This window comes from Thalassotalea sp. PLHSN55 (genome assembly GCF_052030545.1).
Classification (GTDB): domain Bacteria; phylum Pseudomonadota; class Gammaproteobacteria; order Enterobacterales; family Alteromonadaceae; genus CANMXU01.
This window is the reverse complement of sequence record NZ_JBPDIH010000003.1, coordinates 155,871-170,016: the sequence shown is the minus strand read 5'-3', so window position 1 is coordinate 170,016 and position 14,146 is coordinate 155,871. Positions and strand designations below refer to the sequence as shown.

General features: G+C 41.9%; 11 protein-coding genes. 8 read left to right on the top strand and 3 right to left on the bottom strand.

From position 1 onward, the window contains the following. Positions 1-13: 13 nt before the first annotated feature. Positions 14-562, bottom strand: a complete 549-nt coding sequence (locus ACRRSQ_RS06600; protein WP_440874919.1) for a cytochrome b — start codon at positions 560-562, stop codon at positions 14-16. Positions 563-801: 239 nt separating this feature from the next. Here ACRRSQ_RS06600 and rluF point away from each other — a divergent pair, with 239 nt between their 5' ends. The 7 genes from rluF to ACRRSQ_RS06565 all read left to right on the top strand — a co-directional run bounded on the left by rluF (position 802) and on the right by ACRRSQ_RS06565 (position 7,669). After that, positions 802-1,794, top strand: coding sequence for a 23S rRNA pseudouridine(2604) synthase RluF (gene rluF / locus ACRRSQ_RS06595; protein WP_440874918.1), 993 nt, complete (start codon positions 802-804; stop codon positions 1,792-1,794). 349 nt (positions 1,795-2,143) lie between these two features. Next, positions 2,144-2,926 (top strand): 3-hydroxybutyrate dehydrogenase, encoded by a 783-nt coding sequence (locus ACRRSQ_RS06590; RefSeq protein ID WP_440874917.1) that lies wholly within the window; start codon positions 2,144-2,146, stop codon positions 2,924-2,926. Positions 2,927-3,024: 98 nt separating this feature from the next. Further along, complete coding sequence (locus ACRRSQ_RS06585) at positions 3,025-3,345, top strand: carboxymuconolactone decarboxylase family protein (RefSeq protein ID WP_440875308.1); 321 nt, start codon at positions 3,025-3,027, stop codon at positions 3,343-3,345. A gap of 299 nt (positions 3,346-3,644) precedes the next feature. Next, positions 3,645-5,819: an extracellular catalytic domain type 1 short-chain-length polyhydroxyalkanoate depolymerase gene (locus ACRRSQ_RS06580; protein ID WP_440874916.1), complete on the top strand. Its 2,175-nt coding sequence runs from the start codon at positions 3,645-3,647 to the stop codon at positions 5,817-5,819. 93 nt (positions 5,820-5,912) lie between these two features. Continuing rightward, a complete protein-coding gene (locus ACRRSQ_RS06575) occupies positions 5,913-6,617 on the top strand; it encodes an alpha/beta fold hydrolase (protein WP_440874915.1) in 705 nt (234 codons plus the stop codon). 269 nt (positions 6,618-6,886) lie between these two features. Next, on the top strand, positions 6,887-7,255 hold the full coding sequence (locus tag ACRRSQ_RS06570) for a hypothetical protein (RefSeq protein WP_440874914.1): 369 nt from the start codon (positions 6,887-6,889) through the stop codon (positions 7,253-7,255). Positions 7,256-7,297: 42 nt separating this feature from the next. After that, entirely contained in the window at positions 7,298-7,669 is a 372-nt protein-coding gene (locus ACRRSQ_RS06565) for a hypothetical protein (RefSeq protein WP_440874913.1), read from the top strand. A gap of 17 nt (positions 7,670-7,686) precedes the next feature. On the opposite strand, the gene ACRRSQ_RS06560 is transcribed toward ACRRSQ_RS06565, so the two are convergent. Both ACRRSQ_RS06560 and ACRRSQ_RS06555 read right to left on the bottom strand, forming a co-directional pair. Next, positions 7,687-8,625: an alpha/beta hydrolase gene (locus tag ACRRSQ_RS06560; protein WP_440874912.1), complete on the bottom strand. Its 939-nt coding sequence runs from the start codon at positions 8,623-8,625 to the stop codon at positions 7,687-7,689. Then, positions 8,610-9,806 (bottom strand): MFS transporter, encoded by a 1,197-nt coding sequence (locus tag ACRRSQ_RS06555; RefSeq protein ID WP_440874911.1) that lies wholly within the window; start codon positions 9,804-9,806, stop codon positions 8,610-8,612. Before ACRRSQ_RS06555 ends, ACRRSQ_RS06560 begins: the two co-directional genes overlap by 16 nt. 174 nt (positions 9,807-9,980) lie before the next feature. On the opposite strand from ACRRSQ_RS06555, the gene ACRRSQ_RS06550 reads away from it, so the two are divergent. Then, positions 9,981-13,484 (top strand): hybrid sensor histidine kinase/response regulator, encoded by a 3,504-nt coding sequence (locus tag ACRRSQ_RS06550; protein WP_440874910.1) that lies wholly within the window; start codon positions 9,981-9,983, stop codon positions 13,482-13,484. Positions 13,485-14,146: the final 662 nt, after the last annotated feature.

Sequence of the window (14,146 nt, the reverse complement as noted above, 5' to 3'; positions counted from 1 at the left end):
TAGCTAGCTCATTTTAGCTAACCTTGCTAGATAGCATTCTTTTTAAGGTTTTGTCTTTATCAATAAAATGATGTTTCAACGCGCCGATGGCGTGTATGGCAACTAATGTTATTAAGCTGTAGGCTAAATATTTATGCACTACACCAGATAAGTCGGCTTGGTCTTGAAACAATTCGCCCATGCTCGGTATTTCAAACCATTGGAATACTTCGATACTTCTGCCGTCGGCAGTCGAAATTAAATAACCGCTAGCAAAAATAATAAAAATTATTAAATAAAGTAACTTATGGACCACAGCTGCGGCATTTTGTTCCAATTTACTGTGGCTATTTAAAGGCTGAACTTTTGCTTGTTTGAATCGCCAAAATAAGCGAAATATCATCACCATAGCCAATAAAATCCCTATGCTTCTATGCAGATCTGCCCCTTGTTTGTACCAAGGATCATAATAGCTTAAATCTACCATCCAAAAGCCTAAGCCAAATAAACCAATAATGGTTACTGCCGACAGCCAATGTAATAAAATGGTAAGTAAACCATAATGTTGTACTGAATTTTTCAAACCAACCTCATGTGTTGTGTGTTTAACTGTTGTCTATAGTAAATGAATATCATTTAAACATTAATACTGCCAATGACCAATAATTGTTTCCATATGAAGTGTAATAACAATGCAAATGAATATCTGCACAGGCAAAAATTAAATGTTATTATGCGGCTACTTTTTTAAGGCAATACTAGCCATTAACGATGCCGTGGCTAGCCATTAACGATGCCGTGAGGCAGACAAAGTGAGTTTTTATGAGTGAAAATACCGGTAAGAGATTAAACAAGTTTATCAGTGAGTCAGGTTACTGTTCACGCCGCGCAGCAGATAAACTGATTGAAAATAGTCGTGTCACCATTAATGGCAAAGTGCCCGAATTAGGCACTAAAGTATTGCCCGGTGATAAAGTATTTGTTGATGGCAAATTTGTTGCCGCAAGCCCTGAAAATAAATCAGACCGCATTTATATTGCCTACCATAAGCCGATTGGCATTACCTGTACCACCGAGCGCCATGTGCGTGGCAACATTATTGATGCCATTGGCCATAAAGAGCGTATTTTCCCGATTGGCCGCCTAGATAAACCTTCTGAAGGGTTAATTTTCCTAACCAGCGACGGTGATATTGTGAATAAAATATTGCGCGCGGAAAATGCTCACGACAAAGAGTATATTGTCACGGTGGATAAACCCATTAGCGAACGTTTTCTTGATCGCATGGCACGTGGCGTACCGATCCTTGGCACCATCACCAAACCTTGTGTGGTCAAAATGCAAAGCAAGTTTGTCTTTCGCATTATTTTAACTCAAGGGTTAAATCGTCAAATCCGCCGTATGTGTGAATATTTAGGTTACGATGTCAAAAAGCTAAAACGTTCACGCATTATGAATGTGGAATTGGCCGGCTTAAAACCGGGGCAATGGCGTGATTTAACCAAAACAGAAATGGCAGAAATAAATGCCGCGGTGGCAACTTCCTCTAAAACCGCCGAGGGCGATAATTTTCAAGAACCAGCACCTGCTTTAAAAGATAAGCAAGCGCCAGCACCTGAAAAAAAGATCATTCAAACCAGCGATAAAATTTCAATAAAAACGCCAGAGAACCCAAAACGTAAAAAAGTGCGCAAGCCCTTTAAGCCATTTAATCCCAATCAAAGCCATGAAAAAGCCGCTGATAAAAAGCCTAATCCATCAACGGCTAAAAAAGAAAAGCGCATTGGCGGTAAGTTGTCGTTAGGTAAAAAGTAGCGACAAGCAACAAGCTGCAAGTTAAAAGTGACAAGCTTCAAGTAGCATAGCTACAAGCGACAAGAAAATTGCTGCAAGTAAATAGCTGCGAGTTACAAGCGGCAAGTTTCCAGCTTCTAACTTGAGGCTTTCAACTTCTAACTTGAGGCTTTCAGCTTCTAACTTGCAGCTTTCAGCTTTCCACTATCCCTTCACATGGTACTAAGGTACTAAATATCTTCCCACGCATTTACCTTAAGCTAGGGTAATAGCTTAATGAACAATCGCCACCTGAGATAAGTTCTTTATTTCTGCACATAAGGTGGGTGAAAACACCGTTCAAAATTACTAAAAAATATGAGGGAAGAAGATGTTAAAAGGTAAAGTGGCGCTTATTACCGGCTCAACCAGTGGCATTGGTTTAGCTACCGCACATGTCTTGGCAGAGCAAGGCATAGATTTAATTTTACATGGTTTGCTTGATGAAGCTGCTGGCGAAAAGCTGGCACAAGATTTTGCTGCGCAATACGAGATAAAAGTATTGTTTGATAACGCCGATTTGCGCGATCCTAGCGCTATTCATACCTTTATTGAAAAATCGGTCGCGGTAATGGGCAGCGTCGATATTCTTATTAACAATGCCGGTATTCAACACACCGAATGTGCGGCCACTTTTCCTCTGAACAAGTGGAACGATATCATCGCCATTAACTTATCGGCATCGTTTCACACCATTCAAAAGTCGCTGCCAAGCATGCAAAAAAATGGCTGGGGACGCATTATCAATATTGCCTCAGTGCATGGTTTAGTGGGCTCAGTGAATAAGTCGGCTTATTGCTCAGCTAAACATGGCATTGTTGGGTTAACCAAAGTGGTGGCGTTAGAATGTGCCGAACAAGGCATTACCTGTAATGCGATTTGTCCGGGCTGGGTTGATACGCCATTAATTAAGCAGCAAATTACCGACATTTCTGAAAAAAATGATCTGAGTTTTGAACAGGCACAATATAATTTAGTGACGGCAAAACAGCCGTTACCTGAAATGATGAAGCCAGAGCAAATTGGCGAATTTATTTTGTTTTTATGTAGTGACCAAGCTCGTGCTATTACTGGCTCTGCACTGCCAATGGACGGTGCATGGACTGCGCAATAATAGCGTTCTATCATAGCGAGAAATAGTACCGAGCAAGCATTAAGTTTTTAGGAGAACTGTAAGTGAAAAATCAAGGAGAACAAATACGCCGTCAAGTAATGGGTGATGTTTTTGTCGATCGCGCCCTAGATAATGCCGATGATTTTACTCAGCCGATGCAAGATTACATTAATGATCACGGCTGGGGCTCAACTTGGCAGCGCCAAGGCATTGATTTAAAAACTCGCAGTTTAGTGACCGTGGCAATGCTGGCGGCATTAAAAGCACCACAAGAGTTAAAAGGGCATATTCGCGGCGCATTAAATAATGGCGCAACAATTGAAGAAATTCGCGAAGTGCTTTTACATAGCGCGGTGTATTGCGGCGCTCCGGCTGCACAAGAAGCGTTTCGCGCAGCCAAAGAGGTGATTGATTTATAGTTTTTGGTAAATTGCGTTTATTAAAGGTTCATCCTTTTTAGCCATGTCTCCCGACATGGCTTTTTTTTGCTTATTTTTGTTTAGCGGCTGTTCAGTGCGGCATTATTATTTCTGATTAATGTAGTTGGTAATCACTTACTATTTTCTTGTATCTTTGTGAGTAAGCTATTCAAGGTAGTAGCACTAAGGTAGCACTTCTTTTTGACTTTTTGTTGATTACAGTTAGCCCTGTTCACTTTATGAACACTACAAGGGTTTAGTAAAAATCTAATAATAAAAGAACAATACAAAGGTCTGTTATGAATAAATTACAGAAAATAATGAAAGGTAAACGCAATAAGTTACTCACAAGTTTATTGGCTATAGGTGCCGCTATTTCTAGTGTCGCTTCAGCGGGAAGTTGGCAGCAAAATGTTAACATTGGCGGCTTTAATAATGTCCATATTTACACGCCTGATAGTGTATCTTCCGTGGGGGACGGAAAGGCACTACTCATTGTATTACATGGCTGTGTTCAGCCGATAAATAATTACTTAACCGCTAATTTAGAAGACGCTGCTGAAGCACATGGCATGGTGATCGCAGTGCCAGATGCTATGAATAAAGCCGGTTATAGCTGCTGGTCGTATTGGCAAGGCACTATTTCTAGAACCTCAGGTGATTATAAAAACCTGATCAATTTAGCCAATACCATGAGCGGTGATGCCACTCGTAATATTGATGCCGACCAAGTCTATATTGCCGGTCTTTCATCAGGGGCGGCGATGTCAGCGCAAACCGCGTGTGTCGCACCTGATGTTTTTGCCGGTGTTGCCCCCAGTGCTGGCCCGTCTATTGGTACTAGCTCGAATGGCGCAATCACCACTTGTGAAACGGTATCTGCAGCTACCTTTAAATCTCGCTGTGAAAGTTATGCCGGCAGTTATAAAAGCCACTTTGCCACGCAAATTGCGTCGATAGGTCATGGCACTGCCGATACCACAGTGAATACCTGTTACAACCAACAAAATGCTAATGGCTTTGCTAATGTTTATGGCGTTTCACAATTATCGGGCACAAATACACTTTCTGAAGGGGCAGGGCATACAGCCAGCGAAAGCTTGTGGACGGATAACCGTATTTCAATGTTGTGGTTTGATAACTTAGATCACTCTTGGTCAGGTGGTGCGGGCGCTTCAGGTGATTATGTCGCTGACGATAGCATTAATTTTGCTAGCTACCTTGGCCAATTTTTTGCCGACAATAACCAACGTGTTGATCGCAATTCAGCGCCGGTTATTACTAATCATGCCGCGCTCGATAATAACAGCCAATTAGTGATTTCCGGTACAGCAACCGATGAAGACAGTAGTGTGGCACAAGTGACCCTTAGCATTAACGCACTTGATACTGGCAGCGCGGTGTTAGTTGAAACGCTAAACAGCCAAGTTGATGGCAATAATCATTATGCCGCAACGAGTAGCATATTAAACGATGGCTTATACCAAGTTATCGCTGTTGCAACAGACGATCAAGGTAAAGCCAGCGATGCGGTATCGGTTAGCACCCGTATTGGACCGCCGCCACCAGATTCTGCACCTGAACTTAGCGCCATTAATGCCAATGTTATCGGACAATGTGCCACCATCACCGGCACGGTAATCGACCATAATCAGAACTTAAGTTCGGTCGTGGTCGCTTTTGCTAATGGTAGTGTTACCGCCACCGTTAACGGATTTCAATATTCCGCTGAGCAATGTAATTTAGCCGGTGGTTTAAATACTGCCACGGTTACTGCAACCGACAGCACCAATCAGGCAAGTACCGACAGCGTTGATTTTACTATTGATGCCGGTGTAACAGGTGACTACAACTTACATATTAATCAAGGGCACATTACTTGGGGCAGTGGTTATTCTGCTTGTTATTTAGCTTTTGGTACTGCTGCTTTTACTATGCGTGAATACCCCTCTGGCAGCGAGCAATGTCAATGGATTGCCGATGGCGAACCAAGTTGTGCAGGTCCAAGTCAGGCCTGTCAAAATACTTCAACGCCAACAGATTCTGATAACGATGGCATTGCTGACACGTTAGATAATTGCCCAAATACCGCCAATAGCGATCAAGCGGATAATGATAGTGACGGCATAGGTAATGTTTGTGATAGCACGCCTGATGGCGAAGTTAATGACGCAGATAACGATGGGGTTGCTGACAGTGTTGATAATTGCCCCAATACCGCTAATGCCAATCAACTTGATAACGATAACGACGGTATCGGTAATGTTTGTGACAGCACGCCAAATGGCGATTTTTCCTGTACAGAAACCACGTCAAATAACTATGCCCATGTGCAAGCAAATCGTGCAACTACCTCTGGTGGTTATGCGCTGGCGGTTGGCTCGGGTGATAATTTAGGTTTGTATAACCTGTTTATTACGTCAACGGTTGCCCAAACCAGTGCGGGTTATTATCAACTTGGCAGTTGTCCTTAATTACACAAGCTTTTAACTAAATGACTCAAACGGTGTTTGTCGCAATTTAGTGGCAAACATCACCATAATAATGACAATAAAGAGAGAGTTAAGATGAATACCATCAAAAATACAGTAAAAAAAGGTTTGGTGTTAATTGCGCTATGTTTTGCCGGTAACAATGCTTTTGCCGCGTGTGTTGATAATGTTGTCTTAGTGCACGGCAATGCCGGGTCGCCGTCAGATTGGGACAATACCTACGATAAACTCATTGCTAATGGCTATACCAGCAGCCAAATTTATCGACCTGCTTGGGGCAGCAGTTATGCCGCCAATAATAACCACAGTGGTTCGGAAGAAACGCCAATCAAAAATGCCATTAATAATGCCATTGCTGCTTCATGCACCGGCAAAGTCGATGTTATTGGTCATTCAATGGGAGTGACCTTAGCGGCGCAGCAAATTATTAAAGCCGGCAAAACCAGTAAGGTTGATGCCTTTGTTGGCATTGCTGGCGCCTATCGTGGTTTATGGACATGCGGTACTTATCCGTGGAATGTCTATACGCCAACGTGTGGTAGCAATGGTTTGTCGGTTTCAAGCCCGTTTTTAGATTGGCTCTACGGTAAAACGATTGCGAATCGTGTCTATTCAATTAAAAGTTGGAGCGACCAAATCGTGTGTGGCAGCGGTGTTTGTACCGTCGGTGGTGTGCATTCAAGCCAAATTAAAAATGAGAATGCCAGTTACAGCTATATTCTGGGGCATTTTGGTTTGCAAACGTATACCGCGCAAAAACAATACGATTTAATTAAATAAAGTCTAGGAGCTGTTTAGTGTCATTGTTGTTCATAGCTAAAGAACAATGACACTATCAATAACTTGTCGATGATCCCTAACTTTTAATTGCTCTTTTCGTCATGTTCTTTTTATTCTTTTTCAAAGAGACTTATAAACACACTAGAGTTTGATGCAGCACAACTCATCTTAGTTTTATTTTCATTATGTTTGTGAAAACCTCGTTAAGGTTCTTTACTTAGGTATTAAGGGCAACGACTTTTTGAAGTTCACCTTTTGTGAGGTAGGCAATGCATCGTCATGGTTATTTAGAGTTAAAATGGGTAAATGATACCCTGTATGTTACTGTTTTTGGGCCCTTCAATACCGAAGGAGCTCATGAAGCCGCACAGCAGTATATAACCGAAATAAAAAAAAGAAATAATCGCCCATTTTCAGTAATTGAATATTTAGACAACGACAGTTTAGGCTCGCCTGAGGTGATGAAAAATGTTTATAAAATCTGGTGTTTATTAGGCGAAAGTGGCTGTAAGTCGTTGGCGTTGGTTTATGCCAATACGGTGCAGCGATCTTTAGCTGAAAAATATTTACCTAACTTTGGTAACGCTTTCAGCGATCTAGCCAGTGCCGAGCAATGGATCTCTAACCGCAATTCATAGTAAGCTTGTGCAACCTCTTTACAAATAAAAAGGCCTAAGTTTATGCATATTGCCCATATTAATATTAGCGCTCCTCAAGACGTATTGGTTGAGGAAAAACAGTTTTTTTGTCAGGTTTTTGGACTTGTCGTTGGCGAACGTCCAAACTTTACGCGCACCGGTTACTGGCTGTATGCAGGCGACAAAGCCATAGTACATTTAACCGAAAGCGAGCAAAACTACCGCAGTCGTCGCGCCAATTATTTAGACCATGTCGCTTTTCAACTAAGCGATTTAGATGGTTTAATCGCGATACTAAAACAGCTAGGTACAGATTTTAATTTATCAAAACTGCCTGAACTGGGCATGACACAAGTATTTTTCAAATCGCCCGCAGGCATAGGTTTAGAAGCGTCATTTTTAAATCAGAAATAACCGTAAACAAGAGTTCTTTAGGCTTGAATGGCGTCGCTGATCAGTTGATAGGTTTTTTGGCACTCATCACTCACTAAGCTGTCGAGCAACATATACGCATGGATCATGCCTTCAAAATGATGGTGCTCAACCACAATACCTGCATTTTGCAACGCTTGATAATAGGCCCGTCCTTCATCGCGAAGTGGGTCACAGCCTGCAGTAATTATCATTGTTGGCGGTATTTTGTTGTGAATATTATACAAAGGTGATGCTTCAATACGTGACTGACCACCACGAAAGTAGTTGTCGAAATACCACTGAATACGTGGCTTTTCTAGTAGGAAACCTGTGCCATTTTCTTCGACCGAAGGCAAGCGCATGGTGTAATCAACACTTGGGTAAATCAGCAATTGTTTGTCTATTTTAATCGCAGGGTTGTGCAACGAACGCATCGCTAAACTAGTGCAAATTGCGCCGCCGGCACTGTCACCAATAATATAAACTTGCTCAGAAAAGTTAAGCCCGGTTAGTAGCTTTTTATAATGAATTAATACCTGTTCGCAGTCGTTTAAACCTGCCGGATAAGGGTGCTCTGGTGCTAAGCGGTACTCTACACATATCACAATGCATTTGCACTGGCGCGCCAATTTTCGGCTAATTGGGTCGTATAAATTTACATTGCCGCACATATGGCCGCCGCCATGAAAATGTACAAGCACGGGTAATTTTTCTGTGGTTGATGGGCTATAAACTCGCACGCTGACGTTATGATCGTGCTGGCTATCTTCTTTGGCTAATACGCGATTTTCAACAAAGTTAAGTGTTGGACCTTGGCCAATAAATACCGCGAGTTTTTCTAAATTACCTCTGACGAGCTCAGGTGTATATTGTACTTGGTTTTTCTTCGCTTCGGCTGCCGCGATGTTAACTTGCTCAAGAAAATCTTCAAGTTTGTTGCTTACTGTTCCGCGCATGTCTTTAGTCCTTTTGGTTTGGTTACTTTACCCGTCTCTGGTAAAAAGAAGCTGCCGATAAAAAAGCTTGAGCTGAGCACTGTGATTAAAACAAGGGCTGACGTATAGTCGCCATTATTGCTGTCAACGAGTGCGCCAAATAGCCACAAAATTACCGTTGAAATAAGGTAACTAATCGAATAAAACAAACTAAATACAACAGTCACGCGTTGACCGGTCATTTTCGGTAATTCATGCGGAATAGAAACCAAGGCCGTGATCGGGAAGAAGATAAAAAAGCCTAAAACAATTGCCGATAAGGTTTGTATTGTTTGCGAACTACTAAAAGATAAACCGGCAATGGTGATCACCATAATTAGGCCTGACCAACGAATAACGGGTAAACGTTGACTGACTTTTTTACTGTAAAGAATGCCGGCAAGGGTGCCAATTATGCCAAAGCCAATTACCCATTTACTTTGGCTAATACCCGCTTTGGGGTAGAAGGTAAATAAGCAAATATAAAACGCTAACAGCCCTGAATAGGTTAAACCATAGGCCCAGTTAAACTTATCTTTTAACCCGTCGAGGTAACTGTAATTTTCTGGCGCGGTGGTGTCATTGCTATTGGCACTTTCATGATCAGAAAATTTAACCAATAACCATGCCAGTGCAATGGCTAAACTTGCCATTGAAAACAAGAGTAGGCTGTTTTGCCAGCCGCCTGTTGCGTCATTAATATTGGGCATAAACCATAATATAATGGCGGTACCGACATTAAAGGCAACAGCGTTTAAACCATTAATTATTGGACGTTCGCTCGCGTCAAACCAGTGCATTACGATAGGGTTGAAATACACAATCATAAACGCGCCGCCTAGCCCCATTAAAAATCGGCTTAACAGCAATACTTCATAATTGGGTGAATAGGGCGTAAGCACGCCAATCACAATTAATATGCTTGAAAAGAAAAAGGCGTATTTAATGCCCAATTTAATCGCAATCCATGCCGCAGCAAATGTACCTACTATTTTGGCAATAGTCACCGCGCCGCTAATAAAGCTTGCTGAGGCCAAACTATCGATATTCATAGAAAGCATAATTTGTTGCATACTGGCAGTACCGCCAACCCAAGCCATAGCAAATAAAACGTAACTACAAAAAACTAAGGTTTCTACCAAGTATTTATTATTTATTCTCATATTAAGTTTTTCTAATCTTGGAAAAAGTCAGTAGATAGATTACCGTAAGCCCCTAGGCAAATAACTACTACCTTAGTTCACTACACTGTAAGTTTAGACATGGTATGCTAGCTGTAGCTACTGTAAATACTACGCATATCAACGCCATAGGCGATATTTCGTTAAGGAATTCTCTTGTTAGCTTGGCTTTCTCTCGATACATGGTTAATCACTTTTCTCTCTATCGCCTATTTAGCGTTACTGTTTGTGGTCGCTTATTGGGGGCAGAAACAGTCGAGTACCAGTTGGCGAAATAAACCGTGGATATACAGTTTATCGTTGGGGGTTAGTTGTACTTCTTGGGCGTTTTACGGCACCGTTGGACAAGCCGCAACAACAGGAGCTTGGCTAGCGCCGATTTATATTGGTACCATTTTATGTTTGGTTTTCGCGTGGCCAATGCTGCTTAAAGCCTTGCGTATTATTAAGCAGCAAAATTTAACCTCGATTGCTGACTTTATTGCTTTTCGCTACGACCGTTCACCGAAAATTGCTGCCACTGTTGCCTTAATAGCGTTAGTGGGCACCATACCTTATGTTGCCTTGCAGTTAAGAGCCATTAGCACCAGTTTTGATTTATTAACCGGCACCTATCAGTCGGGAATAAGTACCGCTTTTGTGGTGACCATTGTGCTAATTGTTTTTAGTATTTTGTTTGGTACACGGCAAATTGCCGCGAGCGAGCAAAACCAAGGTTTAGTGCTCGCCATTGCCTTTAGCTCTTTGGTGAAGCTTTTTGCTTTAACTGCGGTTGGCATTTTTGCCACCTTTTATATTTTTGATGGCATAAATGACTTGCTTAGTCAGCATCAGCAAATGGCAGGACAAAACAGTGAATTAACCGGCACCTTATTAGGCAATAACTCGGCTTATTTAGCGTTTTCGCAAGCCTTGCTTGGCGCGATCACCATTTTTATATTGCCACAACAATTTCACATGATGATGATAGAAAATCATCACGAACAAGAGTTGAAAACCGCTCGCTGGCTGTTTCCTTGTTACTTAATTTTAATTAATATTTTTGTCTTACCCATCGCCCTTGCTGGGCAAATTACCTTTCCTGGAGGTAGTGTCGACGCGGATACTTACGTACTGACTATTCCGCTTTTTTATCAGCAAGCTTGGCTTGGTGTGGTCGTTTTTATTGGTGGCTTAGCCGCAGCGACTAGCATGGTTATTGTTGCTGCGATTGTACTTAGCACCATTATTTCAACCGAAATTTTAACGCCACTGGTACTGCGTTTTCGATTATTTAATTCCAAACAAACCCAGCAACTTTCGGGGCTGTTTTTCACCTTAAGACGTATTTCTATTGCGGTTATTTTATTGCTCGCATTTGCCTTTGAGCGAATGATCGATCAGCAAAATCACCTTGCCAGTATTGGTTTATTATCGTTTGTTTTATTGGCGCAGTTTGCGCCAGCAACGATTGGCGCGCTTTATTGGCGCAGAGCCACCACTAAGGGCGCACTTACCGGCTTAGTGGTTGGCAGCTTGGTGTGGTTATATACCTTATTATTGCCAGCGATAATGCCTAATGCGGCATGGCTGCAAACAGGCATTTTTCAACAAGCGTGGTTAAACCCAACTTCGTTATTTGGTTTAACCCGTTTAGACGCCATTAGCCACGGGGTCTTTTACAGCTTATTTGCCAACTTACTTTGTTATATTGGCATTTCACTTATTGGTCAGCGCAGTGTCGGTGAAAAACTACAAGCTGAGTTATTTGTTAATAAAAGCCAGCGCCAGTTTGAACGTCATTTATCGATTGATGATTTATATAATTTATTACAGCGCTTTGTTGACCAAACTGCCGCCGATGGTTTATTAACGCTTGCCAAAAACACCGATAAACATCATGAAGGTAAACACGAAAAACTGATTGAATATGCACGATTGCAGCTGTCTGGTGTTTTAGGTTCAGCGTCTACCCGCATGGTAATGAAAGCTGCGGCAACCTCTCAAGAAATGCCATTTGAAGATGTCGTCAGCATTGTTGATGAAGCCAACCAAATGTTTCAATTTAACCGTGAGTTGTTGCAGTCGGGGGTTGAAAACATCGAGCAAGGCATTTGTGTCATCGACGCTGATATGCGCATTGTGGCTTGGAATCAGCGTTATATTCAGTTACTTGACTACCCTGAAGGTTTTGTCATTGCTGGTAAACCTATTGAAGAGCTGATCCGCTTTAATATTGAAAAAGGTGTGATTGTTGGCGACGAAGCGCAGCATTTAGTGGCGCGTCGATTAGATCATATGCGCCAAGGCAATAGTCATCATTTTCAACGTATGATGCCCAACGGCATGGTGCTCGAAATTCGTGGTCAGCCGATGCCAGGTGGCGGTTTTGTTAGTACCTTTTCAGATATTACCGCCCATATTGAAGCTGAAAAAGCCTTGCAAAAAGCAAACGAAAGCTTGGAAAAGCGGGTGGCTCAGCGCACCGCGGAATTACAAAGTGCAAAAGCAGAAGCGGAGGCAGCTAATAGCAGTAAAACGCGATTTTTAGCAGCGGCAAGCCATGATTTAATGCAGCCCTTTAACGCGCTGTCGTTGTTCACTTCAATGCTCAAGAAAAAAGTTGATAGCGAGGAGCTTGCCGATTTAGCTGGGCATATCGACGATTCACTGAATGTGGTGGAAGCTTTGCTGTCAGACTTGGTGGAAATCTCGCGCCTTGACAGTGGTTCCCAAAAGCTCGACCTGAGTGACTTTGCCCTTGAAGAATTATTCACCCCTTTGTGTAATGAATTCACCGTACTGGCTCAGCAAGATAATATTGAATTTTCTTGTGTGAAAAGCGATTGCAGTGTGCATAGCGACAAGCGTATGTTAAGACGCATCGTGCAGAATTTTTTATCAAATGCAGTGCACTATTGTGATGACAAGTGCGATGATAAGAGTGACGACAAGCGCGAGGATCAAAACGGTTCAAAAGCGCATTTAAAAAACAAAATTTTATTAGGTGTTAGACGAACCAAAGACACCATTCGCATAGAAGTTTGGGACAACGGTCCAGGCATTGCCGAAGATAAACAACAAACCATTTTTGAAGAATTTGAGCGCTTAGAACAAAACCGTGAAGTACCGGGGTTAGGGTTAGGTTTAGCGATTTCTGAGCGCATGGCAAGCTTGTTAGGATTAAAAATTTCCTTACGTTCGGTGGTGGGTAAAGGCACAGTTTTTAGCATTGATGTGCCACGCGTAATTGTGAACAGCACTAGCATAAGTAAAGCGGAATTAACTAGCGAACAAAACGCAGATAACTTTTCGCAAGTGCCAGTGCTGGTGATAGATAACGACGCGTTAATGTTAAAGGCGATCTCATCGCAACTTACCGACTGGGGTTTTGATGTGGTAACGGGTAAAGATCACAACAGCGTGGCACAGGCGTTATTACAACTAAACAAAAAGCCCGCCTTTATCGTGGCAGACTATCACTTAGATAACGACCATAACGGCGTTGATCTTGTCTTAGCAGTTCAAGCGCAACACCAGTGGCATGTGCCATGTGTAATATGTTCGGCCGACCCATCAGAACAAGTACGCGAGCACACCAGTAGCGCAGACTTCTTATTCCTTCGAAAACCGGTGAAAGCGTTAGCACTTAAACGAACTATTCGGCAGATGCTTGGGTAAAACCAACATAAAAAATTAAATTTAAATTAATTAATTTTGAACTAAACCGGCAAACTGGGCTCTTACTTAGCAGAGTGTTATCCCCCTAGTGTTTCATGTTTTTTAGCGCATTTTTTTAAATGCGCTTTTTTTTGCCCGCAGGACGCGGGTATGACGTGATTTCAGGGACGAAATAGAACGTCGGCCTATAGAAAATAAATAGTTCACGATTTCATGGACGAAAAAGAGTGAAGCTCGCAGAATGCGGCTATTATCTGCTTAACTGACTTGCTACTTACCGTTTATTTGGCGTTCGATTTCTTCGTGAGAAAGCGACTCATAATAACCCCTAAGCACAGACCTATTATTGGCGTATAAACAATGCCTAGTCCTATGGCTCCATAAAGTTCTATTTGGTAGATATCCAAAAACAGACCGATGATTGAACCCATAATTAAGCCAAATGAAATATATGTTGTACGTTTATATGCTTTCATCGAGCCTCTCAGGATAAAAAATTAATACTTATTAAAAGTGATCATTGCAAAACTACCACTAAAAATAGTTGGCTAAAATAAGCGATGCAGGAGCAAAAACCAACCGTGCTTTTGAACGTTTAATTGCCTTGCTAAATTTTTTATACCATAATCTAATATATATTGGTATTCAAAAGGTTTTACATT